Source organism: Enterobacter sp. SA197 (assembly GCF_054131575.1).
Genome location: NZ_CP096393.1, coordinates 178,804 through 202,640, shown reverse-complemented (window position 1 = coordinate 202,640; position 23,837 = coordinate 178,804). Strand labels below are relative to the sequence as shown.

General features: G+C 53.8%; 22 protein-coding genes and 4 tRNA genes. 8 read left to right on the top strand and 18 right to left on the bottom strand.

Translation table 11 applies throughout. From position 1 onward, the window contains the following. The first annotated feature begins 104 nt into the window (after window positions 1-104). Window positions 105-482: a hypothetical protein gene (locus M1D91_RS00965; RefSeq protein WP_437432987.1), complete on the top strand. Its 378-nt coding sequence runs from the start codon at window positions 105-107 to the stop codon at window positions 480-482. Between the two features lie 34 nt (window positions 483-516). After that, a complete protein-coding gene (locus M1D91_RS00960) occupies window positions 517-909 on the top strand; it encodes a DUF2628 domain-containing protein (protein ID WP_437432988.1) in 393 nt (130 codons plus the stop codon). Window positions 910-952: 43 nt separating this feature from the next. On the opposite strand, the gene corA is transcribed toward M1D91_RS00960, so the two are convergent. The 8 genes from corA to lptM all read right to left on the bottom strand — a co-directional run bounded on the left by corA (window position 953) and on the right by lptM (window position 7,891). Then, window positions 953-1,903, bottom strand: a complete 951-nt coding sequence (gene corA, locus M1D91_RS00955) for a magnesium/cobalt transporter CorA (protein WP_437432989.1) — start codon at window positions 1,901-1,903, stop codon at window positions 953-955. Between the two features lie 153 nt (window positions 1,904-2,056). Beyond that, on the bottom strand, window positions 2,057-2,113 hold the full coding sequence (ysgD, locus tag M1D91_RS00950; protein WP_353889132.1) for a YsgD/CorL family protein: 57 nt from the start codon (window positions 2,111-2,113) through the stop codon (window positions 2,057-2,059). Window positions 2,114-2,261: 148 nt separating this feature from the next. Then, window positions 2,262-4,424 (bottom strand): DNA helicase II, encoded by a 2,163-nt coding sequence (gene uvrD / locus M1D91_RS00945; protein ID WP_437432990.1) that lies wholly within the window; start codon window positions 4,422-4,424, stop codon window positions 2,262-2,264. Window positions 4,425-4,502: 78 nt separating this feature from the next. Further along, a complete protein-coding gene (gene yigB, locus M1D91_RS00940) occupies window positions 4,503-5,219 on the bottom strand; it encodes a 5-amino-6-(5-phospho-D-ribitylamino)uracil phosphatase YigB (protein ID WP_437432991.1) in 717 nt (238 codons plus the stop codon). Continuing rightward, the gene (gene xerC, locus M1D91_RS00935) at window positions 5,219-6,121 is read right to left on the bottom strand and encodes a tyrosine recombinase XerC (RefSeq protein WP_437432992.1); all 903 of its coding nucleotides are present in this window, start codon (window positions 6,119-6,121) and stop codon (window positions 5,219-5,221) included. The genes yigB and xerC overlap by 1 nt, the downstream gene beginning before the upstream one ends. Further along, window positions 6,118-6,825, bottom strand: coding sequence for a DUF484 domain-containing protein (locus M1D91_RS00930; protein WP_437432993.1), 708 nt, complete (start codon window positions 6,823-6,825; stop codon window positions 6,118-6,120). Before M1D91_RS00930 ends, xerC begins: the two co-directional genes overlap by 4 nt. Next, entirely contained in the window at window positions 6,822-7,646 is an 825-nt protein-coding gene (dapF, locus tag M1D91_RS00925) for a diaminopimelate epimerase (protein WP_437432994.1), read from the bottom strand. Before dapF ends, M1D91_RS00930 begins: the two co-directional genes overlap by 4 nt. A gap of 44 nt (window positions 7,647-7,690) precedes the next feature. Further along, on the bottom strand, window positions 7,691-7,891 hold the full coding sequence (lptM, locus tag M1D91_RS00920; protein ID WP_437432995.1) for an LPS translocon maturation chaperone LptM: 201 nt from the start codon (window positions 7,889-7,891) through the stop codon (window positions 7,691-7,693). Window positions 7,892-8,028: 137 nt separating this feature from the next. Between lptM and cyaY the strand changes: the two genes are divergently transcribed. Beyond that, window positions 8,029-8,352: an iron donor protein CyaY gene (cyaY, locus tag M1D91_RS00915; protein WP_437432996.1), complete on the top strand. Its 324-nt coding sequence runs from the start codon at window positions 8,029-8,031 to the stop codon at window positions 8,350-8,352. A 70-nt stretch (window positions 8,353-8,422) separates the two neighbouring features. On the opposite strand, the gene cyaA is transcribed toward cyaY, so the two are convergent. Continuing rightward, window positions 8,423-10,966, bottom strand: a complete 2,544-nt coding sequence (gene cyaA, locus M1D91_RS00910) for a class I adenylate cyclase (RefSeq protein ID WP_437432997.1) — start codon at window positions 10,964-10,966, stop codon at window positions 8,423-8,425. A gap of 308 nt (window positions 10,967-11,274) precedes the next feature. On the opposite strand from cyaA, the gene hemC reads away from it, so the two are divergent. The 5 genes from hemC (at window position 11,275) to M1D91_RS00885 (ending at window position 16,716) form a co-directional block, all read left to right on the top strand. Beyond that, window positions 11,275-12,216, top strand: a complete 942-nt coding sequence (gene hemC / locus M1D91_RS00905) for a hydroxymethylbilane synthase (protein WP_437432998.1) — start codon at window positions 11,275-11,277, stop codon at window positions 12,214-12,216. Then, a complete protein-coding gene (gene hemD / locus M1D91_RS00900) occupies window positions 12,213-12,953 on the top strand; it encodes a uroporphyrinogen-III synthase (protein ID WP_437432999.1) in 741 nt (246 codons plus the stop codon). Before hemC ends, hemD begins: the two co-directional genes overlap by 4 nt. A 21-nt stretch (window positions 12,954-12,974) precedes the next feature. After that, window positions 12,975-14,132 (top strand): uroporphyrinogen-III C-methyltransferase, encoded by a 1,158-nt coding sequence (gene hemX, locus M1D91_RS00895; RefSeq protein WP_437433000.1) that lies wholly within the window; start codon window positions 12,975-12,977, stop codon window positions 14,130-14,132. A 2-nt stretch (window positions 14,133-14,134) separates the two neighbouring features. Further along, window positions 14,135-15,331 (top strand): protoheme IX biogenesis protein HemY, encoded by a 1,197-nt coding sequence (hemY, locus tag M1D91_RS00890; RefSeq protein ID WP_437433001.1) that lies wholly within the window; start codon window positions 14,135-14,137, stop codon window positions 15,329-15,331. Between the two features lie 176 nt (window positions 15,332-15,507). Next, window positions 15,508-16,716, top strand: a complete 1,209-nt coding sequence (locus M1D91_RS00885; protein WP_437433002.1) for an MFS transporter — start codon at window positions 15,508-15,510, stop codon at window positions 16,714-16,716. Window positions 16,717-17,237: 521 nt separating this feature from the next. Here the strand turns inward: M1D91_RS00885 and M1D91_RS00880 are convergent. The 9 genes from M1D91_RS00880 to wzxE form a co-directional block, all read right to left on the bottom strand. After that, a tRNA-Pro gene (locus M1D91_RS00880) sits at window positions 17,238-17,314 on the bottom strand. Between the two features lie 37 nt (window positions 17,315-17,351). Beyond that, window positions 17,352-17,437: transfer RNA gene (locus M1D91_RS00875), tRNA-Leu, on the bottom strand. Window positions 17,438-17,480: 43 nt separating this feature from the next. Further along, window positions 17,481-17,556, bottom strand: a tRNA-His gene (locus tag M1D91_RS00870). Between the two features lie 68 nt (window positions 17,557-17,624). Beyond that, a tRNA-Arg gene (locus tag M1D91_RS00865) sits at window positions 17,625-17,701 on the bottom strand. A gap of 102 nt (window positions 17,702-17,803) precedes the next feature. After that, window positions 17,804-19,189 (bottom strand): bifunctional threonine/serine APC transporter ThrP, encoded by a 1,386-nt coding sequence (thrP, locus tag M1D91_RS00860; RefSeq protein ID WP_437433003.1) that lies wholly within the window; start codon window positions 19,187-19,189, stop codon window positions 17,804-17,806. 231 nt (window positions 19,190-19,420) lie between these two features. Beyond that, window positions 19,421-20,161 carry a lipopolysaccharide N-acetylmannosaminouronosyltransferase gene (gene wecG, locus M1D91_RS00855; RefSeq protein ID WP_437433004.1) on the bottom strand — a complete coding sequence of 247 codons (741 nt, stop codon included), beginning with the start codon at window positions 20,159-20,161 and terminating at the stop codon, window positions 19,421-19,423. A 12-nt stretch (window positions 20,162-20,173) separates the two neighbouring features. Then, window positions 20,174-21,514, bottom strand: a complete 1,341-nt coding sequence (gene wzyE, locus M1D91_RS00850; protein WP_437433005.1) for an ECA oligosaccharide polymerase — start codon at window positions 21,512-21,514, stop codon at window positions 20,174-20,176. Beyond that, entirely contained in the window at window positions 21,511-22,590 is a 1,080-nt protein-coding gene (locus M1D91_RS00845) for a TDP-N-acetylfucosamine:lipid II N-acetylfucosaminyltransferase (RefSeq protein WP_437433006.1), read from the bottom strand. Before M1D91_RS00845 ends, wzyE begins: the two co-directional genes overlap by 4 nt. Then, a complete protein-coding gene (gene wzxE, locus M1D91_RS00840; RefSeq protein ID WP_437433007.1) occupies window positions 22,587-23,837 on the bottom strand; it encodes a lipid III flippase WzxE in 1,251 nt (416 codons plus the stop codon). The genes M1D91_RS00845 and wzxE overlap by 4 nt, the downstream gene beginning before the upstream one ends.

Here is a 23,837-nt window from a genome sequence, read left to right as displayed (position 1 = left end):
CCGCTTATTTATATCGAGGATTATTCAATTTCTGTTTCGCATAATCCATTTCTCAATGCTATGTTTTAATCTGTTTGATTTTCACTGTTCAGGATGAATGAGAAATGATGCGCAGGATTATTTTGCCTTCCGGCAAAAAACGGCTTATGCGTCGGCCATATATTGTTCTCTATATACTCTTGCATGTTATCTTTCTTTCCCTCGCCTTCAATCTGGATGAGCGCCCCATTATTCTGCTGTCGTGCATGGTGTTGTTTACTTACCTGAAGGTGAATATCAATGCGCAACGCACGCGGGACAGTGGATTAAAAGCCCGTTACGTGGTTATTCCCTCAGTCGTCATTTACCTGGCGTCAGCCGGGCTGGGGTTCTTTTTTGGCGCAGAATGCGAGAGCCTGGCCGTTAAAGTGGGTAACGGCTTCGACTTTTTGCTGTTTTTAATCTTACTCCTCGCCCCTACACACGAAGACCCGGCAGTCTGAACCTGCAAAAATCATTACCATTATGGAGAGAAACATGAGCGTCGCTAACGACTACGATTACCAGAACGATCCGTCACTGAGTGAAAAATGGAAATTCCGTTTTTCGTTCTTTGACAAAAATGGCCTGCCCGCTTTTTGGGGCGCGACGCCAGCCTGGAGAGAAGCGTTTAAGACAATGACGTTTGGGCAAAAGCTTAAAGTGTCTATGAACTTCTTCGCCTATTTCTTCTCAATTATCTATTTGCTGATATTAGGGTTATGGAAAAAATCAATTCTGATCTTACTACTAAATATTGTAGTTGCCGTTATTATTGCGGCTACCGATCTGCGATTCCTGGCCTTTGTTGTTAATATTTATACCGCCTCGCGGGCGAATATCTGGTATTACGAACTGAAGGTTAAGGGTATTCAGACCTGGAGCCTGTAAGAGAGAAAGGTTCAGCAGAATTGCTGAACCTCTGTTGGCAGAATTACAACCAGTTGCGGCGTTTGAAATAGAGATACGGGGCCAGGCCTGCCAGGATCATCAGAATAATGGCGGCAGGGTAACCGAAGCTCAGGTGCAGTTCAGGCATAAACTCGAAGTTCATCCCGTAACTGGAGGCAACAAGCGTCGGGGGCAGGAAGACCACTGAAACCACCGAGAAGATCTTGATAATGCGGTTCTGCTCGATATTGATAAAGCCCATTGCCGCCTGCATCAGGAAGTTTACCTTCTGAAACAGGGATTCGTTGTGCGGCAGCAGAGATTCGATATCGCGCAGGATTTCACGCGCCTGCTCCAGTTGCCCGCCGGGTAAACGCGCTTTGCGAACAAGGAAGTTCAGTGCACGTTGGGTATCCATCAGGCACAGGCGAACTTTCCAGCCGATATCTTCCTGTTCTGCCAGCGTGGAAAGCGCTTCGTCATATTCATCACCCTGTTGACCTTCCATGATCACGCGGCTCAGTTTTTCCAGATCGCTGTAGATATTTTCGATTTCATCCGCCAGCTGTTCAATCTTGGTTTCGAAGAGATCCAGCAAAAGCTCATAAGCGTTGCCATCCACCATCTCCTGGCTGCGGGCGCGCATACGATAGAGCCGGAATGCCGGCAACTCACGCTCACGCAGGGTAAACAGACGACCTTCACGGATAGTAAAAGCCACCGTGGAGTTACCGGCGTGATCTTCAGCGTCTTCGAAGAAGAAGAAGGAGTGGATATGCAAACCGTCTTCGTCTTCAAAGAAACGAGCGGATGCTTCGATATCTTCCAGTTCAGGGCGTGTTGCCAGATTCTGGCCAAGTTCCGTTTGCACGCGTTGTCGTTCGTCATCGTCCGGCTCGACCAAATCAACCCATACAGAGCTGGCGAGGTGCTTGATTTCATCAGCCTCGAGGCGGGTTAAACGATTATTTTCGAGTTGAAATGCGCTCAGCATGACCGGGACTCCCAATACAAAAATGTCTGGACAGTTCGGTTGGGCACACAAGAAACATAAGGCGTTTCAGACCATTAAACAGCCTGACTCAGCGCGACGGGAATAAAACAGATCGCTGACAACCACTAAGGCCATCAGCAAGAGGAGATAGCCTTAGGAGTTGTTCCTGGATGACAGGGAATTGAGCCAGTATGTACTGGGTGTGTCCAAGGCGAATGTCCTCTTAGCGTGATCGTGCGCGCATGTTACGCCAGCAAAAATAAGGCGTCAACTCGCAACGGAACGCTAAGGGGTAATATTTCCCCCTCAGCGTATAAGGCTAGCAGAAGATTACAAAAAGATGATATTTTTCTGAATGTTACACTGTTTCCAGACGAGCATAAGCGGCAACCAGCCATTTGATACCCTGCCCCTGGAAGGCCACCTGCAAACGGCTATGCTCGCCACTGCCCTCCAGGTTCACAATGGTGCCTTCACCAAATTTCGCATGCCGCACGCGCTGGCCCAGTTTATAACCCGTGTCGTTTTCCGCCATCGGTGTTCCCAGCTGTTTATGGCTGACCGGACGGCTGACGGTGGCCCGTAAACGAACCTCTTCCACACACTCTTCCGGCAGTTCGCCAACAAAGCGTGACGGACGATGGTAAACCTCTTTGCCGTACAGACGACGCGTCTCGGCATAGGTCAGGGTGAGTTTTTGCATGGCACGGGTCACACCGACGTAAGCCAGGCGGCGCTCTTCTTCCAGGCGTCCGCCTTCGTCCAGCGACATCTGGCTTGGGAACATGCCCTCTTCCATACCGACAATAAACACCTGGGGGAACTCCAGCCCTTTCGCCGAATGGAGCGTCATCAGCTGCACGGCATCCTGCCAGGTGTCCGCCTGCCCTTCGCCTGCTTCCAGCGCAGCATGGGAAAGAAACGCCTGCAGCGGCATTAAATCTTCATCTTCTTCGTTGTAGCTGAACTGGCGCGTCGCCGTCACCAGCTCCTCTAAGTTCTCAATACGTGTCTGGCCTTTCTCGCCCTTTTCCTGCTCGTACATCATGCGCAGACCTGAATCTTTAATGACCCGGTCAGTCTGCACGTGCAGGGGCATTTCCGCCGTCTCCTGGGCCAGCGCATCAATCAGCTCAATAAAACGCTGCAAAGCGCCTGCCGCACGGCCTGCGAGTGCTTTTTCCTGCAATAGCTTACGGGTGGCCTGCCATAACGTCAGCTGACGATCACGGGAAGTCTGACGAACAACGTCCAGGGTACGATCGCCAATGCCACGCGTTGGCGTGTTAACTACGCGTTCAAAGGCTGCATCGTCATTACGGTTAGCAATAAGGCGCAGATAGGAGAGCGCGTCTTTGATTTCCTGACGTTCAAAGAAGCGCATCCCGCCGTAAATACGGTACGGCATGCTGGCCTGTAGCAGCGCCTCTTCCAGCACACGCGACTGGGCGTTGCTGCGATAGAGGATCGCACACTTCTCAAGCGCACCGCCGTTGTCCTGCCAGGTTTTGATCCGGTTAACGACAAAGCGGGCTTCGTCGAGTTCGTTGAAGGCGCAGTAGAGCGAAATCGGCTCGCCCTCAATGCCTTCGGTCCATAACTTTTTACCCAGACGGCCATTATTGTTTTCAATCAGGGCGTTTGCCGCGCTGAGAATATTGCTGGTTGAGCGGTAGTTCTGCTCAAGGCGGATGGTTTCGGCACCGGGAAAATCTTTAAGGAAGCGCTGGATGTTTTCTACCTGGGCACCGCGCCAGCCGTAGATAGACTGGTCATCGTCACCGACAATCATCACCTTGCCGGTATCACCTGCCAGCAGTCGGATCCATGCGTACTGAATGTTGTTGGTGTCCTGGAATTCGTCCACCAGAATGTTGGTGAAGCGTTCGCGGTAGTGCTGGAGGATATGGGGTTTATTCAGCCACAGCTCGTGGGCACGCAGCAGCAGTTCAGCAAAATCCACCAGCCCTGCACGATCGCAGGCCTCCTGATAGGCCTGATACACTTTCTGCCAGGTCTGCTCCACCGGGTTGCCGTAGCTTTGAATATGATGTGGACGTATACCCTCATCTTTCTGCCCGTTGATGTACCACATGGCCTGACGCGGCGGCCACTGCTTCTCATCAAGGTTCATCGCCTTAATCAGCCGCTTGAGCAAACGCAGCTGATCTTCGCTGTCAAGGATTTGAAAATCCTGCGGCAGATTCGCGTCCATATGATGGGCGCGCAGTAAGCGGTGCGCCAGCCCGTGGAAGGTTCCAACCCACATGCCACCCTGGCTGGTCCCCATCAGTTGGGCAATACGGTGGCGCATTTCGGCCGCCGCTTTGTTGGTAAAGGTCACCGCCATAATCGAGTACGGTGAGCAGTTTTCCACGCTCTGCAGCCACGCAATACGATGGACCAGCACGCGCGTTTTACCACTGCCTGCCCCGGCCAGCACCAGCATATTGGAACGCGTCGCCGCAACGGCGTCACGTTGTTTGTCATTGAGGCTGTCGAGCAGGTAAGAAACGTCCATTGGCACCGCCGAAAGTCATCTGCCCGGTGGCATGAAGCCTACCGGGCATACTGTGGATTTATACAATACTGCTGGTGATTATATCAGCGTGGTGAGGGATGCCAACCGCGAAATTTCCAGATGGGGCAGCAAGCGGCTATCCGCCGCTGTTAACAGGTCTGCTCCTTCAGGCTTGATCCAGCAGGCCTGCATACCGCAACGGATTGCCCCCGCCACATCGGTCGTCAGATCATCGCCTACGTGCAGAATTTCCCCCAGAGGAATATTCAGACGCGCGGCGGCAAGATGGTACATATCGTTGAAGGGTTTCGCCCGCCCATCCGGACCTGCACGCAACACAAATTTGAAGTAGTCGTTAAGACCGAAAAGTTCCGGCTGCGCATTGCCATTGGTGATAGCCACCAGCGGCCATTTTTCAGCCAGTTTCGCCAGCGTCTCGTGCGTCTCCTGCGGTACATCAATACGGCTGCGCCATGTGGCGAAGTGGTGCATCGCCGCCTCAGCCCCTGCAGCGGCGTCCTGTGCGGTTAAGCCAGCACCAAGCATAGCGTTTTCCACCGCACGTCGACGCCATTCGGTCACGTCATGATAAATATCGGGTTCGGTCTCGCGCAGAGACTGGCGAATGCGATGTAAATCGGTGCTTTCCAGTGCGTTCAGCGAGGGGTGGTATTGCTGTACGAAGCGCAGAGACTCCTGCTCCGTGCGCAGGATGACCTGACGGTTGTCGTACAGCGTGTCGTCCAGATCAAACGTCAGGGCCGAGATGAGGCCCGTTGGTCGGTAAAATCGCATTATTTCCCCCGTTTGGCGCGTGGATGCGCTGCGTCATACACCGAGGCAAGGTGTTGAAAATCAAGATGAGTATAAATTTGCGTGGTGGAAAGATTAGCATGCCCGAGTAGCTCCTGCACGCCGCGCAGGTCGCCGCTGGATTCCAGCATATGGGTGGCGAAAGAGTGGCGTAGCTTATGCGGATGCACGTGGCTGTTCAGCCCCTGTTTGATCCCCCATTCAGCAAAACGTTTTTGCACGTTACGCGCCGAAATACGTTTGCCAAGTTTCGACAGAAACAGGGCATCGTCATCGGTGCCGAAAAGGCCGCGCAAATCGAGCCAGTGTTCAATCCAGATAACCGCATTACGCCCGATGGGCAGCCGGCGCTCTTTGCTGCCTTTCCCCATCACCCACACTTCGCCGCTCTCCAGATCCATGTGTTTCACATCCAGCCCCACCAGCTCCGACAAGCGTAAGCCAGCCCCGTACATCACTTCCAGCATCGCGCGATCGCGCACCGCCAGCGGATCGTTAAGATCGATATCCAACAGACGATTAACATCATCAACATCAATATTTTTGGGCAGATGGCGTGGCGTGGCGGGCGCTGACACTCCCTTTGCCGGGTTTGCAGGCAACTCGCCCTGACCGACCATCCAGTCAAAGAAGCTGCGCAAGGCGGAAAGACGCAGCGCGAGGCTGGTCGCGCCAAGACCCTTACGGCGGCTGCGCACGGCGATGGCACGAACCATGGCGGCGTCACATTGTTGCCAGCGCTGCAAGTGCAGCGTTTCGCTCAGGGCAATGATGGCATCAAGCTGACGCTGATAATTGATAAGGGTGATGGGGCTGAGCTGTCGCTCAACGCGCAGATAGCGAAGAAAATCTGCGACGGCGGCGTGTAAGGGCGAGTCGGTCATGCGCGCTCGATCCAACGCTCCAGCAGGTCAGGCAACATCATGGCGATCTCCTCTATAAGCTGAGTGCCCTGCCCGGACTGATAGTGGTGCGGGTCCCGGCTGCTGAAGATAACCACACCCAAATCGGCGTCACGTCCCATCATGGAAACGGCAGCAGAACCAATGGCTTTGGCGTCGGGTAACAGCAACAGGAGTTCCGGCCCGTTCAGCGAGCCCAGGTAATGCTGCTGTTGGCCCAGCCGTTGGATGCGAAAAGGTTCGAACGCCTGGCGAGAGAGCGCCAGATGCGTAAAGCCAGAGGGTGCGCCAAGCCGCCAGCGGTCGGGGAAAAGGCGAATGGTCGCGCCCGCAAGCCCCAGATCTTTTGCCCAGCGCTGGAAGCGGTTAAGCATCTCTTCAAGGCTGCCCGCCGATGCCAGCTTACTTTGCAGGCGCAGGAGGCGATAAAACAGGCCTTCATTTGCGCTGGCCTGTTCCATCAGAAGCGTCATGTTCTCTTCCAGCACATTGATGTGATTGCGCGCGCGCGCCATATGCCATTCCACAAGAGAAACCATACCGCGTACCGGGTGCGGCACCTGAATTTGTTCCACTGCGTGGGCATTACGAATAAAGAATTCAGGATGACGCAGGAGATACTCCACAACCGCGCTGTCGTCCAGTTCGGCAGGCGCCTCCTGCTGCTCTTCCCCAACGTGCTTCATAGATGAATAAATCCGTCGTAGACATGTGCTGCCGGGCCGGTCATGTACAATGGTTGGCCCGGCCCTCTCCAGGCGATATCCAGCCGGCCGCCCGGCAAGTCGACTCGTACTTCGTCGGCCAGCAGACCCTGCTGAATGCCAACGGCGACGGCTGCACATGCGCCGCTGCCACAGGCCTGCGTTTCGCCAGCACCACGTTCATAAACGCGCAGACGAACAGCATCTCGTTTAACCACCTGCATAAAACCAATATTGGCGCGCTCAGGGAAACGTTCATGGCTTTCCATCACCGGCCCCAGCGTTTCCACCGGCGCGGTGTCAACGTCATCAACCTGAATCACGCAATGTGGATTGCCCATTGAGACAACCCCGAACATTATGGTTTGCTCCGCTGCACGCATAATATAGGTCTTTTCCGCTTTGTTAGCGCGAAACGGGACCTGCGATGGTTCAAAGTTAGGCTCGCCCATATTCACGCGCACCAGCTCGTCTTCCGTCACGCTTAATACCATTCGCCCGTTGGCGGTGCTGACGCGGATATCGCGTTTATTGGTGAGACCTTTGAGGCGGACAAAGCGGGCAAAGCAACGTGCGCCGTTGCCGCACTGCGACACTTCGCTGCCGTCCGCGTTAAAAATGCGGTAGTGGAAATCAAGTTCAGGATCATAAGGGGGTTCAACCACCAGTAACTGATCGAACCCGACGCCCAGGTGCCTGTCTGCCATACGGCGAATAAGCTCCGGGGAGAAAAAGACATTCTGCGTCACCGCGTCGACGACCATAAAATCGTTGCCAAGGCCATGCATCTTCGAGAACTGCATTATCTACTCCAATTACCTGCGCGGGTACGGAACGGGGATCGTAATTAGTTAACCTGGCTCGGGCCACCGTTATCACCACGATCGTTACGATCCGGCGTAGTCGACTGGAGAACGGGTGACGCTTTTTGCGTGGGCGGCGGCGCGTTTTTATCTGCCGGCGGGAAATACAACGGTCCTTTCAGACCACAGCCTGTCAGGCTGAATAAGGCCAGCATTACGGCCAGCGTGCGACACACATCTTTCATTGTAGGTAGCCTGTTAGTTCATCCTTTCTTTTATCTATCATCGCAGGAGAAGGCACAAAAGCAAGAGTTTGCACACACCCTGCATCGGGAAATATTTCGCGTTATACTGCCGCCATCACCTAAAACGGGAAACAACAATGAACGACAGTGAATTTCATCGCCTGGCTGACACCCTTTGGGAAACCATCGAGACGCGTCTGGACGACCGGGATAGCGACAGTGATATCGACTGCGAAATCAACGGCGGCGTGCTGACCCTCACTTTTGAAAACGGCAGCAAAATCATTATCAACCGTCAGGAACCTCTGCATCAGGTGTGGCTGGCGACTAAGCAGGGCGGCTACCACTTCGATCTCAAAGAGAACGAGTGGGTATGCGATCGCTCAGGTGAAACGTTCTGGGACTTGCTGGAACAAGCGGCGACGCAGCAGGCAGGCGAAGAGGTAAGCTTCCGGGGATAACGGCTCGTTTTGCTGCTCTCTGCCGGGAGAGGAGTGGGGTGAGGGCATCAGGCCGCACCCCAACAGGGAGTCAGGAGAAATACTGCTGCAACATCGGTGCGTCGTTATCCTGACTGGCAGACGCGACCGGCGTAATGGACTGATTGCGGAACGGGATGACCTGCACCCGATTATCCACATTTACAATCTGATAGAACTGCGGCAGGTTAAAGTTGATAAAACTCGAGCCGTAGGTAAAGCGGTCATGAGACGAGGAGTAGAACCGGCTCACGTCACGCACCAGCTCCTCTTTGCTGCCTTCGCAGTGATGATAGACTTCCGCGCGGTTGCTCTCATCCAGAATATAGATGTTGAAACCGTCATCGCCCGTCTCTTCAAAGAAGAATTGAATGATCCCTTCACTGGCAAAGCCATCCACCACTTGCGGCAGTTTAACGTGGTTGGTTTCGACCTGAACCGACAGACCGTGCAGCTTGTTATGCGAAATGGCGCCGTAAAACTCGATCGCATTTTCCAGTTTTTGCACCGACACATTAAGACGCTCGAAGAAAAGGCCCCAGGTCTGCCCGGCCACACGCAATGCCTTAAAGCGGCCCGTTTCCTGACGGGTGCTGGAGAGGCGAAGCTCAATGCACTCGGAAACCAACTGCTGGACGCGGGTACGTATTAACCCACGAAGGTGCTGGCTGTAACAGAACACCTCAACGCTGTCCGGCGGTGCCGCGTCCTGATGCATCTTGCCAAGGATGGTCTTCAGCGCTTCAATCATCGCCTGCTCGCCGTTAAAGTGTAGCGTGCGCACTTCATTCCACGAGTTTCGATACAGCAGGTCGACGCTACCCACCAGGCAGTTTTGCTGCTCGCCAAAGCTGAACACATCCAGCTTACGGAAATCAAAATGCACAACCTGGTTACGGAACGCCACGGTCGGGTCGTACTCCAGGTTGACGATAATGGCCAGATGACGAATTTCACATGGGCTGTAGAGGGCTTTTGGCGTGGGCGCAGGCAGGCGCAGCGGGAAGTGATGCGACACGTTCGCCACCATCTCCTGCAGTTTTGCCAGGTCGACAATACCATTGCCTTTTACATACAGATGCGTACGCGACGTCAACAGACCATTAAACCACGCCCAGGCCACCAGTTTGTTCAGGTAGCGGTTATATTCCAGCGGTTGATGGCTGACGATAGAGTCCATGTTCGGGGCGCGGTTGTAGAGATACCAACCGGTGCGGTTCGCACGGCCTGGCGGAACATGGATAAAGGTTAAATTTGGCTCGGAGAGATCCGGCGAAATCTGCGGGTTAACTAACGTAACTTTGCCCGGCAGCGCTTCAAACGCGGCATATAACTTACGGGTCAGCACACCGATGTCCTGCGGACTGGCGGAGACGCTCAGATTATTGCGGCGCGCAAAGCGGATCAGGTTACGGTAGCTCTGCATCATTGCATCAAGCAGTTCATTGTGCGCTTCACGCACCTGATCGATTTTCCAGTTTGCCCGGTTATCCAGCATCGTGAGGCGAGCTTCGTCCCACCCCCACTCTTTGACTAACTGACTGACGACTTCTCGCCGCCAGCCAACACAGGCACGCTCACGGCTCAGTTTCTCACACACTTTTAAGTAGAAACATCGACGAACAAGGTCCAGGCGAGTGTGGTCTTCGATAGCGGTCAGATAGTGGGTTACGCGCTCCAGCATCATGCAGTAATGATCGAGACCGAACGAGACGATTTCGCCATCGTGCAGACGCTGTTTAATGTCTTTCGCCAGAAGGCGGGTGTTTGGATACTCCCAGGAATAGGCTTCAAGCAGCAATGTTTTCAACACCGCTTTGTACGGGGAGTCGATACTTTTATAGAGCTGCCAGAGGCTGGCGCCGAAATACTCTTCAGCAGACAGCGAGCTCAGGCCGCCGAGATCCAGCCATTCATTCGGCGTAAGTACACCCTGTGCGTAGAGGGTCATGACGTAGTCGTCATAGTGCTCTTCTTCATCGCCCGGCACCATATTCCACAGAATACGCTTACCCGCCAGGCGCACAGCGGTGCGGTAGAATTCATCAAGCAACAAAATGTGCTGCGTGGAGCCACAGTCTTCACCACCCAGACTGCCGCTTTCATTATGGCGGAAGCGGTTTTCATCAATTAAGAAGAAGCTCACCTCGACGCCCAGCGATGCCGCCCAGCTCTCCAGCAGGCTACATTTGCGCTGTAACAGCTGGCGTTCTTCATTATCAAGCCAGGACTGGTGACACACCCAGATATCAAGATCGGAAGAACAGCTCTGCCCTACCGAAGAGGTACTCCCCATGGTATAGACGCCCGTAATCGGCAGTTCGCCTTTTGGCGACTCCTGCGCAGGCATGCCACGGTAGAGTTCGAGTTCATGCAGGTAGTGCAGTTGGGTTTCATCAGGCGTGTAAAGGCAGATGCCTTTTGGAACGTTACCATCGAGGTAACCCGGCATCAGCGGATGGTGATAGTGCAGCAATGTCGGCAGCAGACTGTACACCTGCTGAAAAGCAGGTCCCATAGCAGCAAGCGCGCGGTCCACACGCAATTGATTTATGGCATCCAGTCTCTGTTTCAGAGTCTCAATATAGAGGTACAAGACATATCGCCTGATGTTTACAGAAAAGCCAATTAAGCCGTTACCCTTTTTCGCCTTCATCTTTGAGGTAGTAAAGACGAAAAAATGGTCTAAAACGTGATCAATTTAACACCTTGCTCATTGACCGTAAAGAAAGATGCGCTACTTACCAGTGTAGCACCCTTCACTACGTGTAAATTCCCACTTACAACTGAGGCGAGTCTTATCGCGATGGTCAAACCCGCCACTTCCAGTGCATTAACCGCAAACCTGACACCCTAAGACAACAATGTTAGGATGGTCAACAGACGATAATGACGGTAACAAGCATGTTAGACAATGTTTTAAGAATTGCCACACGGCAAAGTCCCCTGGCGCTCTGGCAGGCACATTATGTTAAGACACAGCTGGAGGCACATCATGCCAACCTGACGGTTGAACTGGTGCCCATGGTTACCCGCGGCGATGTCATTCTGGATACTCCTCTGGCTAAAGTCGGTGGTAAAGGCTTATTTGTAAAAGAGCTGGAACTGGCTTTGCTTGAAAATCGTGCAGATATTGCGGTGCATTCGATGAAAGATGTGCCGGTAGACTTTCCAGAGGGGCTGGGTCTGGTAACCATCTGCGAGCGTGAAGATCCGCGCGATGCTTTCGTTTCCAATCACTTTAACTGTCTTGATGACTTGCCAGCGGGCAGCGTTGTCGGCACGTCAAGTTTACGCCGCCAGTGTCAACTGGCCGCACGTCGCCCGGATCTTGAGATTCGTTCCCTGCGAGGCAACGTAGGTACACGCTTAAGTAAACTCGACAACGGCGATTATGACGCGATTATTCTCGCCGTTGCAGGACTAAAACGTCTGGGTCTGGCAGCGCGTATCAAGCAAGCACTACCTCCTGAACTCTCTCTCCCGGCCGTCGGCCAGGGGGCGGTCGGGATTGAATGTCGGCTGGCGGATGAACACACACGAGCACTGCTCGCCCCGCTCAACCATGATGAAACGTCGCTGCGGGTTGCGGCTGAACGTGCCATGAATACGCGGCTTGAAGGCGGCTGCCAGGTGCCAATTGGCAGCTATGCTGAAATAACGGAGGGGGAGCTTTGGCTACGCGCCTTAGTCGGTGCACCGGATGGCTCTGACATTATTCGTGGCGAACGACGTGGCCAGCCGTCAGAGGCGGTCGAAATGGGCATTTCTCTCGCTGAAGAGCTGCTCGCAAACGGCGCTCGTGACATTCTGACCGACGTTTATAACGGAGACGCGCCTGCATGAGTATCCTTGTCACCCGTCCCTCTCCCGCAGGAGAGATACTTGTGAGCCGGTTGCGCGCTCTGGGGCTGGTGGCATGGAGCTTTCCGCTGATTGAGTTTTCCCCTGGACGCGAGCTGCATTCTCTCGCCGGGCGGTTGAATGCGCTCACCGCCAACGACATGGTTTTCATCCTTTCACAACATGCGGTGACCTTCGCCCAGGCTCACTTAAAACAGGCCCATACTACGTGGCCTGCAGACCCGGACTATTTCGCGATTGGCCGCACAAGCGCGCTGGCACTGCATAAAGTCAGCGGTATTGATGTACGCTACCCGCTGGATCGTGAAATTAGCGAAGTCTTACTACAATTGCCTGAATTACAAAGCATTGAGGGCAAACGTGCGCTAATCTTACGAGGCAATGGTGGCCGGGAATTACTAGGTCAAACCCTGCAGGAACGGGGCGCCATAGTAGAATTTTGTGAATGCTATCAACGCAGTATGAAATATTACGACGGCGCAGAAGAAGCGATGCGCTGGCACACGCGGGGGGTGACTACCCTGGTGGTAACCAGCGGCGAGATGTTACAGCAACTTTTTTCACTCACTCCACCCTGGTATCGTGAAAACTGGCTACTGGGTTGTCGACTGCTTGTCGTCAGTGAACGTTTGGCGAACCTCGCCCGGGAATTGGGCTGGCAGGATATTCAGGTCGCCGATAACGCAGAAAACGATGCGCTGATTCGCGCATTACAATAACACTCATAATGGGAAGCCATAATGACGGAACAACAACACTCCTCTGCCGTGGTTGAAGAGACCAAACAGGTTGATGGCACAACGCCGCCGCCCGAAAAAGCCGAGAAGAACAACCGCGCTGGCAAGACGAGTCTTGCACTGAGTGTGATTGCAATTGCTATCGCACTGGCCGCAGGCGTCGGTCTTTATGGCTGGGTCAAGCATCAGACCACCGTTATACGTGCGACGAACGACGAGCTGGCAAATCAGGTCATTGCTTTACAGCAGGCCCAGGATAAACAAAAAGCCGGGCTGGAAGACGTTATCAAGCAGCAAGCGACGCAGCTGGACGAAGCCAAAAACCAGCAGGCCGCACTCAACAAGCAGTTGGATGAGTTGCAGCAAAAAGTGGCGACGATATCCGGCTCTGACGCTAAAACCTGGCTGCTGGCCCAGGCTGATTTCCTGGTCAAACTGGCCGGGCGTAAGCTCTGGAGCGATCAGGATGCCACGACGGCCGCTGCACTGTTGAAAAGCGCCGATATCAGCCTTGCTGAAATGAATGATCCCAGCCTGATTACCGCTCGTCGCGCCATCACCGAGGATATCACTGCTCTGTCTGCTATCACTCAGGTGGACTATGACGGCATTATTCTGAAGGTGAATCAGTTATCCAATCAGATAGATAACCTGCGCCTTGCGGACAATAACGACGACGATTCTCCGATGGACGCCGATAGCAGCGAGCTCTCCAGCTCTATTACCGAATGGCGCGTAAACCTTCAGAAAAGCTGGCAGAGCTTTATGGACAGCTTTATTACTATTCGCCGCCGCGATGACACGGCGGTTCCGCTGCTGGCACCTAATCAGGACGTCTATCTGCGTGAAAATATCCGTTCGCGGCTGTTAGTAGCGGCGCAGGCGGTTCCTCGTCATCAGGAAGAGACCTACAAGCAGGCGCTGGATAATGTGTCGACCTGGGTTCGCGCCTACTACGACACTGAAGATGCGACCACCAAAGCGTTCCTTGAAGAGCTTGATAAGCTCGATCAGCAAAGCATCGCGATGGAGATCCCGGATGCGCTGCAAAGTCAGCCTATTCTTGAAAAACTGATGCAAACCCGCGTGCGTAATTTGCTGACGCAACCCGGGGCGGATGCGCCTCAATCCGCACCCGCTAACGCACCGCAGGGAGAATAATCATGCTGAAAGTATTATTGCTCTTTGCACTGTTACTGGCGGGTATTGTAGTTGGCCCGATGATCGCGGGTCACCAGGGTTATGTGCTTATCCAGACGGATAATTACAATATTGAAACCAGTGTTACCGGCCTTGTCATCATTCTGATTCTTGCCCTTGTGGTGTTGTTTGCTATTGAGTGGCTGTTACGGCGGATTTTCCGTACCGGGGCGCACACGCGCGGCTGGTTCGTGGGTCGTAAGCGCCGTCGCGCCCGTAAACAGACGGAACAGGCATTGCTGAAACTGGCCGAAGGTGATTACCAGCAGGTTGAGAAGCTTATGGCGAAGAACGCCGATCACGCTGAACAACCGGTGGTGAACTACCTGCTGGCTGCCGAAGCAGCCCAGCAGCGTGGCGATGAGATCCGTGCCAATCAGCATCTGGAACGTGCCACTGAGCTGGCCGGTCACGATCTTATCCCGGTCGAGATCACCCGCGTACGTTTGCAGCTCGCGCGCAATGAAAATCACGCCGCACGACATGGCGTCGATAAGCTGCTGGAAATTACGCCTCGCCATCCTGAAGTCTTGCGCCTTGCTGAACAAGCCTATATTCGTACCGGGGCATGGAGTTCGTTGCTGGATATCATTCCGTCCATGACGAAAGCCAATGTTGGCGATGAAGCCCAGCGTGATGCCCTCCAGCAGCAGGCGTGGATTGGCCTGATGGATCAGGCGCGAGCCGATCAGGGCAGCGAAGGGCTGAAAACCTGGTGGAAAAACCAGAGCCGTAAAACTCGCCATCAGCCACTGTTACAAGTGGCAATGGCCGAGCATCTGATTGAATGTAACGATCACGATACCGCGCAGGAAATTATTCTTGATGGCCTTAAACGTCACTATGAAGAGCGGCTGGTGATGGTTATTCCACGCCTGAAAACCAACAACCCCGAGCAGGTTGAAAAGGTGCTTCGTCAACACATTAAGACCCAGGGCGACCGGCCGCTGTTGTGGAGTACGCTGGGACAATCGTTGATGAAACATGGCGAATGGAAAGAAGCCTGCCTGGCGTTTCGCGCGGCGATAAAACAGCGTCCGGATGCGTTTGACTATGCCTGGCTGGCAGATTGTCTTGACCGACTCCATCAGCCCGAAGAGGCTGCCACCATGCGTCGTGACGGCTTGTTGCTGACGCTGCAGAACAATCCACCTTCCTGAATCTACGGGGCCATATGGCCCCGTTTTTAACTGTTAACGTCGCGTTTCTGTGCTACAGTTTTTTGGTCTTTAAAAACGGATCGCTCCCGCCAATGTAACGATTTCCCTGAGTTACCCATTTTTTTTATATGCAGCTTTTCGCTGTAGGGCATGACTCGTTTAGGGAAATCCACATCATGAATATCCTGTTATTCGCACTTGCGCGTGCATTACGTGCGCATCACTGGCTGCGTCTGCTGCTTGGCGCATTTGTTTTATCGTCTCTTGGCAACGGATTAACACAGGTGCTGGTTTTTGGCCTGCTACTGGACTGGGGCGCGTCGGCATCAACGCTAACGCTCGCTTATATACTGGCGACGTTACCTGGCCTTGTGGGCAGTCATCTGGGGGAAAAGCTTTGCCGTCGCTACTCGCCTGTTCGGGTTCTGGTCTTTTCCGAAACGCTGGGACTGCTCGCGCTGTCGCTTCCTCTGGTGGGTCTGCTACAGCACAGCATAACGGCGTTACTGATGGTTCAGTCGGTGGAGGCATTACTGGCTGGCATGGCATGGCCTGCGCTGACGCTGATATTCAAGCGCGGTTTATCTCCTCAGGAGCTTCCGGCAGCGACGGCGCTGGAGAATGTGATATTTGCGGCTCAGGTCCTGCTCGGCACGGGCCTTGGCGTGATGCTGTATGGGCGGGTCGATCCGCTGCTGCTGCTGAGTATTGATGCGTTAAGTTTTATGGTTGCCATCACCTTACTCGTTCTGACGTATCTTGCTTACCACGGCCGACATTCAGAAGATGACGCGCCTCAAGCGGCACCGCCGTTAGCCTGGTCTTTACTCAGCCGAATACAAAAACGCAGCCTGCTGATACTTCCCGTGCTGGCTGCTGTAGGCTCACCAGCAATGGCCTTAATGCCGGCGCTGGTGCAACAGATACGTCCTGAGGAAGCAACCGGCATCGCGTTGCCTCTGCTCTTCGCCCGTAGTCTGGGTCAGCTGTGTGGACCGCTATTACTCAATGGCGAGAAACTTCCCGTTTATGCACGCCGGAATCGCCTTTTGCTGATGAACCTTGGGGTATTTCTGGGGGCCTACGGTATGTTGCCGTTCAGTTCAGACAAGGCGCTTTTCGCGGCAGGGCTGATTTTTATCGCCCATCTGGCATCGAATGTCCTGTTTGCAGCAGGCACCTTTAGTTTACTTGCCGGTTTTACAACGGAGCGGGTCGCCTGGGCCAGCGCCCGAGCGTGGCGCTGGCAGACGGCAACCGCAACCGTGGTGACAGCAATAGCCGCCGTGCTGGCCCAGGAGTGGGGCGCCACACTGGCGCTCTATAGTGTCTCCTTCAGCATGCTGCTTATCGCCGTGCTGGTGTTGCATCGCTACCGGGCCTGATTCAAAAAACCATAAAAAAACGCCTGCTAAAAAGCAGGCGTTAAAACAGGTCTTTATGACAACATAAATGGGTGCTTCACTCAACGTTGTGTCCATGGTGTCTGATGAGGCCGAAGCGACATCTGTCAGTGGACGATAAGCACCGTAAACGGCTCTGCATCATTCCTGAGTTTATGAGGCCCGAAGGCGAGCATAAGAGGTGGAATGAGCATCTACGCTTATATTATTGCACATAGTATGCCAGGTTCGCATTAGCAAAACCTTTAGAACGCAACCTTTTAGGAATGCAGGTAATTCAGCCGGTGAGAAGGTAAAGCAAGGGATCGGCTTCCCTCTGGCCGTAGCCAGTTTGTCGTCCGGAGGAGACAAGCCGCAGGCAAGATAAATGAGAGTTTATAAATCAACGTATTAAACGTCACCGGATGGCGACAGTAAAAGGAGCGACTTGTTGTCGGCAGGCAACAGGCAGGAAAAGCGCAGGATATGAAAACAAAAAACCCCGCCGAAGCGGGGTTCAAAATTGGTCGGCGAGAGAGGATTCGAACCTCCGACCCACTGGTCCCAAACCAGTTGCGCTACCAAGCTGCGCTACTCGCCGATGTACTGCTTTTTGACTTTTTGTTTAATCAAAGTTGTGGTGCGAGGGGGGGGACTCGAACCCCCACATCCTAAGGACACTAACACCTGAAGCTAGCGCGTCTACCAATTCCGCCACCTTCGCATTCCACGAAACTTTTTACAACTAAACTTTTACTTCAAATTAATGGGGTGGCTAATGGGACTCGAACCCACGACAACTGGAATCACAATCCAGGGCTCTACCAACTGAGCTATAGCCACCACTACAAATTCTTTCACGCGGCCCTGTCTTTTACAGTCCACCGCAGCTCATCAAGCACCGGGTTAAATGGTGCGCCCGACAGGATTCGAACCTGAGACCTCTGCCTCCGGAGGGCAGCGCTCTATCCAGCTGAGCTACGGGCGCTTAGCGCCGTTGCGGGGGTGGATAATACGGACTTCCCCCCCCTCTGTCTAGTGCCTTTTTAAATAAAATGCGCGTTTGGTTATGCTTTGCGCATTTTGGTGATTATTCCCCCACTTCAGGGCTTTCAACACGGCGACCAAAGCCCAAAAGCTTATAAACCACGCTCACGACAGCCATAAAGAGGATGCCGACAAACAGTGACATACGCGTATCTTCATTGAACGCCATGCCGATCAGTACGCACACTAAAAACGCCATCGTGGCGTAGTTGGCCCACGGGAAGAGAATAGATCGGAATGGATGGCTGGCGATCGCCTGTTTGTGGGCAATACGGAAGCGCAGCTGGCTGACCAGAATCACAAACCACGGCACCATACCCGGCAGCACACTCGCACTGTAAACATAGACGAATACACGTTGTGGATTAGGAATGATGTAGTTCAGGCAGGAACCAATCAGCAGGATCACAATAGAGATGCTCACCCCCGCTACCGGTACACCGCTTTTTGACACTTTCGCCACCGAGGCCGGCAACTGACGGTTTTTAGCCAGCGCGTAGAGCATGCGCCCGCAGCTGTACATACCGCTGTTACAGCCGGAGAGCGCTGCAGTCAGTACCACGAAGTTAATGATCCCTGCCGCCGCAGTAATGCCAATCTTAGCGAAGGTCAGCACAAATGGGCTTCCGTTAGTACCAATTTCATTCCACGGGAAAATCGTCACAATCACGAAGATGGCACCCACATAGAAAATCAGGATGCGCCAGAGCACCTTACTGACCGCACTGCGTAGCGTGACCTGCGGATTTTTCGCTTCACCTGCGGTAATGCCAATCAGTTCCACCCCCTGGTAAGACGCCACAACAATACACAGCGCCGTCAGGAAGCCTTTCCAGCCGCCGGCAAAGAAACCGCCATGCTGGGTAAGGTTGCCGAAACCAATAGAGTGGCCGCCATTGCCGAAGCCGAAGAAAATAACGCCCAGCCCCACCACAATCATCACAATGATGGTGGTGACTTTGATCATCGCAAACCAGAACTCAATCTCACCGTACAGGCGAACTGCCGCAAGGTTAGCCATTGCCACCAGCCCGACGGCAATCAGCGCCGGTATCCACTGCGCCATCTCAGGGAACCAGAACTGGACGTAAACGCCGATGGCAGTGATTTCGGAAATCCCTACCGCCATCCACATAAACCAGTAGGACCATGCGGTGAGATAACCAAAGAAGGGGCTCATGTAGCGATGCGCATACACGGCGAAGGAGCCTGCGACCGGTTCGACGAACAGCATTTCGCCCATAGAACGCATAATGAAGAATACGAATAGCCCGGCGATGATATACGCCAGTAAGACGGAAGGGCCCGCCCACTTCAGGGTGCTCGCAGCACCCATAAAGAGCCCGACCCCGATAGTGCCGCCAAGGGCAATTAATTCAATGTGACGAGACTCCAGGCCGCGCTGGAGCTCGGGTTTGTTTTCGGCCATATAACCTCTGTTGTGTTTGCGTTTCCCGCCTGGCGGGTTGTTTTTATGAGAGTAACGTGCAGCAATGCACCGATCCCGGCGTTTAATGTGCGAACGATAACGCCACAATGCATTGAGTGTGCGAATGGTTTATTAAATTAAGAGAAATGGCAAACGATGCGTAAAAAAATTCTATGTTTCGCGCAATAAAACAGCGGATCCGTCGCGCCAGGGCGGCGCGACGGCAGGAAATTATAAATTACCCCGGTAGTGCCAGGAGAGATAACGCAGCAATCGTAACTGCCGTGTGATGCGACTTGGCTGAGAGAGAAGACGATATAGCCACTCGAGGCCCATCCGCTGCCATACCTCAGGGGCGCGTTTTACGTGCCCGGTAAAGACATCGTAGGTGCCTCCTACTCCCATATACAACGCGTGTGGATGAACGACACGGCAATCACGCATCAGAATCTCCTGCCGTGGAGAGCCCATCGCTACCGTCACGATCCTGGCCCCGCTGTCGCGGATGCGCTCGAATAAGGCCTCGCGGTCGTCAGGGCGAAAATAGCCGTCCTGACTGCCCACAATATTAACCTGCCATTGCCGGTGCAGCTTTTCAGCCGTCTGTGCTAATACCTCCGGCTTCCCACCCAGCAGAAATACGGGGGTACCTTCACGCCCGGCTTTTTCCATCAGGGCTTCCCATAAATCAGCCCCGGCGACACGTTCGACATCCGCTTGCGGGTATTTTTTTCGAATGGACCGTACCACGCTAATGCCGTCCGCGTACTTGAACTCTGCGTGCTCAATCAACGCACGAATCCGGGGATCATCATCAATCGTCAACATTTTTTCGGCATTAATGGCGACCAGCGTTCCCTCTTTGAGCGCCCCCCTGGCATATAAATAATCCAGTGCGTGCTGCATATCGCGCCAGCCAATAAGCTTCAGTCCGCGCAGCTCATACACCGGAGCAGCAGTATTGTCAGTCATTCGCATCCTTAATCAGACCTGAGACAAAGGGACGCCGCGCTTATGAATAAGCCCGGCAACATCAAAGAGCCAGTAAAGCAGTTTCGCCATCATCACACAGGCGCCAAAAACAATAAGGAAGAAGACGACCCGTGACGTGAATGCATCCAGCCCCTCACGCGCAAGGACAATCATATTGAAAATGGCACCGAAGCAGAAACTGTGCAAAATCGCAGCCTTGTAGCGGTTTGTTTCCCGATTACCCAGCGTATAGAGCCAGTCAAACCATTTGATGATAAGCCCCACCACCACGCCGCCAAGGGGGATAAACCACACGCCACCCATGACCACCAGCGAGCCAATCAGCGTCGGGGATATCGCCAGACCCGAGTGGTTGTTCAACACTTCCCACGTAAAGTAGTTTGCCGCATTGAGTACGATGCCTGGTCGCGACGGCCAGAGCCAGGTGGGAATAAATACATAAAAATCACGCACAATGGGGGCCAGCCCCTGGAACTCAATTTTGTCGTAGTTTTGCAGCAGCAATGACAAATTTTCCCAGGGGGAGAAGGTGTCGCGGGTCAGGTAGAGGAAAGTATAAAAAGCCTCATCGCCACTCACATTCAGCCCATAGCGTTTAAGCGCCAGCCAGAACATGCCGACTATTCCCATGACGCCAGCCGCCGCCAGCATCCACAACGAGATCCAGCCGCGAATAATGCCAATGAACAGGAAGATAGCGAAGGCAATGATGATATTGGCGCGCGTTCCCCCTACGATCATGTAGGTCAGCAAACCAAAGGCGACGGTACTGACCAGGAAAAGCAGCCACGCGCGCGCATCCTGACGTAAAAAATAGATAACCAGCATGGCGGGTATAAAGAAGTAGAAGAAGCGCTTAAGCGCAACTCCGGAGACTTCACTGGAAAAGATCTGGCTATAAGAGTGCAGGCGAAACAGCAAAAAGCCGTTATGCATGAAGAAAATGCCTACGCTGACCAGTGCTATCGCCAGCAGCATGGCGCAAATGAGGTGCGCCTCTACCCGGTTTACCGTAAACAAAGGCCGTGAGGGGCGCGTCTGCGAGGCGGCACGCAGTCGCGTTTTATAGGTCACATAATAAATGCCATAGAAGCAGGTTGCTGCCAGCAACGATTGCATCATGATGCCTGGTGGAGCCACTCCGACATCAAAACGGAAGACCAGTATGCTCGTGAGCGGGAAACCCAAGAAGAAGGTCAGCAAAAAGAGCAACGAGAAGAATACGTTGAAATTGAACCGCACCCGGCGAAATTCGAACCAGGTCAGCGCGGCGATAAACAGCGATGCTACCAGCCAAAGAATTAGCAGTCCGCAAAACTCAAGTGGGCTCATCGCGTCTCCCCTGAGGCAATACGCAATGCCTGATGCCACGGGCCAAGGTAATTCGGGCTGAAGAACGTGATAGCATCTTTATCCACGGCGAGTAGCTGACGCTGCGCTTCACGGATAATATTTTCATTGAGGGTATCATCAGTAAACAGCACCGGCACCCCCTCTTCCGCCATATCCCGCCAGAACGGGTTTTTTCGATTGAGCACGCAGGGAATACCCGCCTGAATCAGTAAACACAGGGTGCCTATGCCCTGCTGACGCGCAAAGATGAAATAACCCAAATCACACTGGCTGAGCAATGCCAGATAATCGTCAAAGTCCATCTTCTGGTCTAAAACACGTAAGTTGTCCGGATGAAAGAGCCCCAGCCCTGCCTGGCGGACCTGCTCAATATAGCGTTCGTTATTTGCCGGGTAGCCCATCGGAACAATCACATTCACGCTGTCCCCAAACTGGCGATGAATGGCTTTCAGGGCAGCGATATGTTCATTACTGGGATCGCCGGAGTTACCCACCAATAGCGTCAGTTTGCCTTCACGCTTAATCTCATAAGCCAGCGTATTCAGTGCGGGGTCCATTCTCGTTGGAAAATAGAGTAGCTCCCCACGCACGGAGGGGTGCATTCTGGCAAACCAGGCCAAATCGCCCCGGGTAGCAAAAATTGCCCCGATACGTCCTTGCGCCATGCGGCGTAGCGGGTAAAACAGGCGGAATTTCAGGCTACGGGAAACTTCATAGAGATCGGCCCCCCAGGCATGCCAGTAGAACTGGGAAGATTTTATCGCCCCACGCAGCAGGGCAAGCCAAATCCCGGTATTAAATTGCCCATGAAAGAAGAAACGTTGCTGGCGGTTAGCCTTCGCCTTCGCAACGACTGCCTGCGCGAGGGCCTGTTTGGAACCAAAAAAATGCAGCGTTAAAGCGCCATAGGTTGAACGCATCCCTTCATCCTGACCGACCAGCATAAACTCACGGGCGTGCTCGCCCGAGGCCGCGAGATTATCGTTAAAGAATCGCAGCACAGTGTGATTATGGTGTGGGATATCCGATCCCAGTACGTGTATGAGTGCAGTCATTGCCGTCTACGCCAGAGTAAAAACACGCCACAACAGAGGGCGAAATAGATAATGTAGGTTGCCATGTAGGCCTGTGCTGCGCCCACCGCACCATGCGACGGGATCAGCATACGGGAAAAGGCCGTCAACAACGCGAACTGGCACAATTCCGCCAGGACATAAAAGCGTAGTGAGGCTTTCGCGATGACCAGATAGCCAAAAACGTAAGCGCCCACTTTCAGTACATCCCCGACCAGTTGCCAGGCGAACAGATCACGCATAGCGATAAACTTGTCAGAGAACAGAAGCCAGATGGCGAAATCCCGTAATAACCAGACACCGAAGCTCGCGGCGGCTACCGCAGGCAGCACAAATTTTAGCGACTTTACAATCTCGCGAGTGATCTCCTGCTTTGCCGTGAGTCTCGACAATGTCGGCAGCAAATAGACGCTAAACGAGGCGGTAATAAATTGTAGATAAGCATCGGAGATACTGCTCACCCCCTGCCATATACCCACGTCATCCCAGCTGTAATGGGCGGCAAGTTGATTTCGCATTAATACATAGGCCAGGGGTAAGGTGGCTGAGGTAATAAGCGCCATCAGCGTGAATTTACTGAGTTGTCCGGCAAGGCCGTTGTCCCACCGTGGGCGAAAACAGGCGAGCGGAACATGGCGGCGGCGAATGAGCATAAACAGCGCCGGTACAACCACCAGCGCGGGCACCAGCGCCATGCCAAGCAGCGCCCCCTGATAACCACCGAGCTTGTAGCAAACATACCAGGCGATGACCCCGATAACGCTGCCAGTAATCAGTGAAAGGGCATTGCCTGACGCATCGCGAAAGCCTTTCATCACGGCCAGAAGCAGATTCGCCCAGGCAATCCCCATCTGCACCAGCGCCACCAGACGCACCAGCCCTTGATAATCCTGATGACCAAACAGCCCCTGGCTGATGGGGGCAGCGCCAGCCAGGAAAACCAGCGCCATCAGCGTTGAGAAACCCAGCACCATCGCCGAAGAGGTACCCACGACATCGCGTAAACGCGGTAAATCATCGTGATACTGCGCAACGAATTTCGTTACACCATTAAAAATACCCGCTCCGGCAAGTACGCCCAGGACCGTCACCAACTGGCGAAAGTTTCCTGCTTGCCCGACACCCGCCGGCCCATACGCCAGAGCCAGCAGTTTGACCACCAGTAACCCGGCGCCGATTTTGACCAGGGTGCTTGCGGCAGTCCAGACAGATGCTTTTGCCAGCGACAT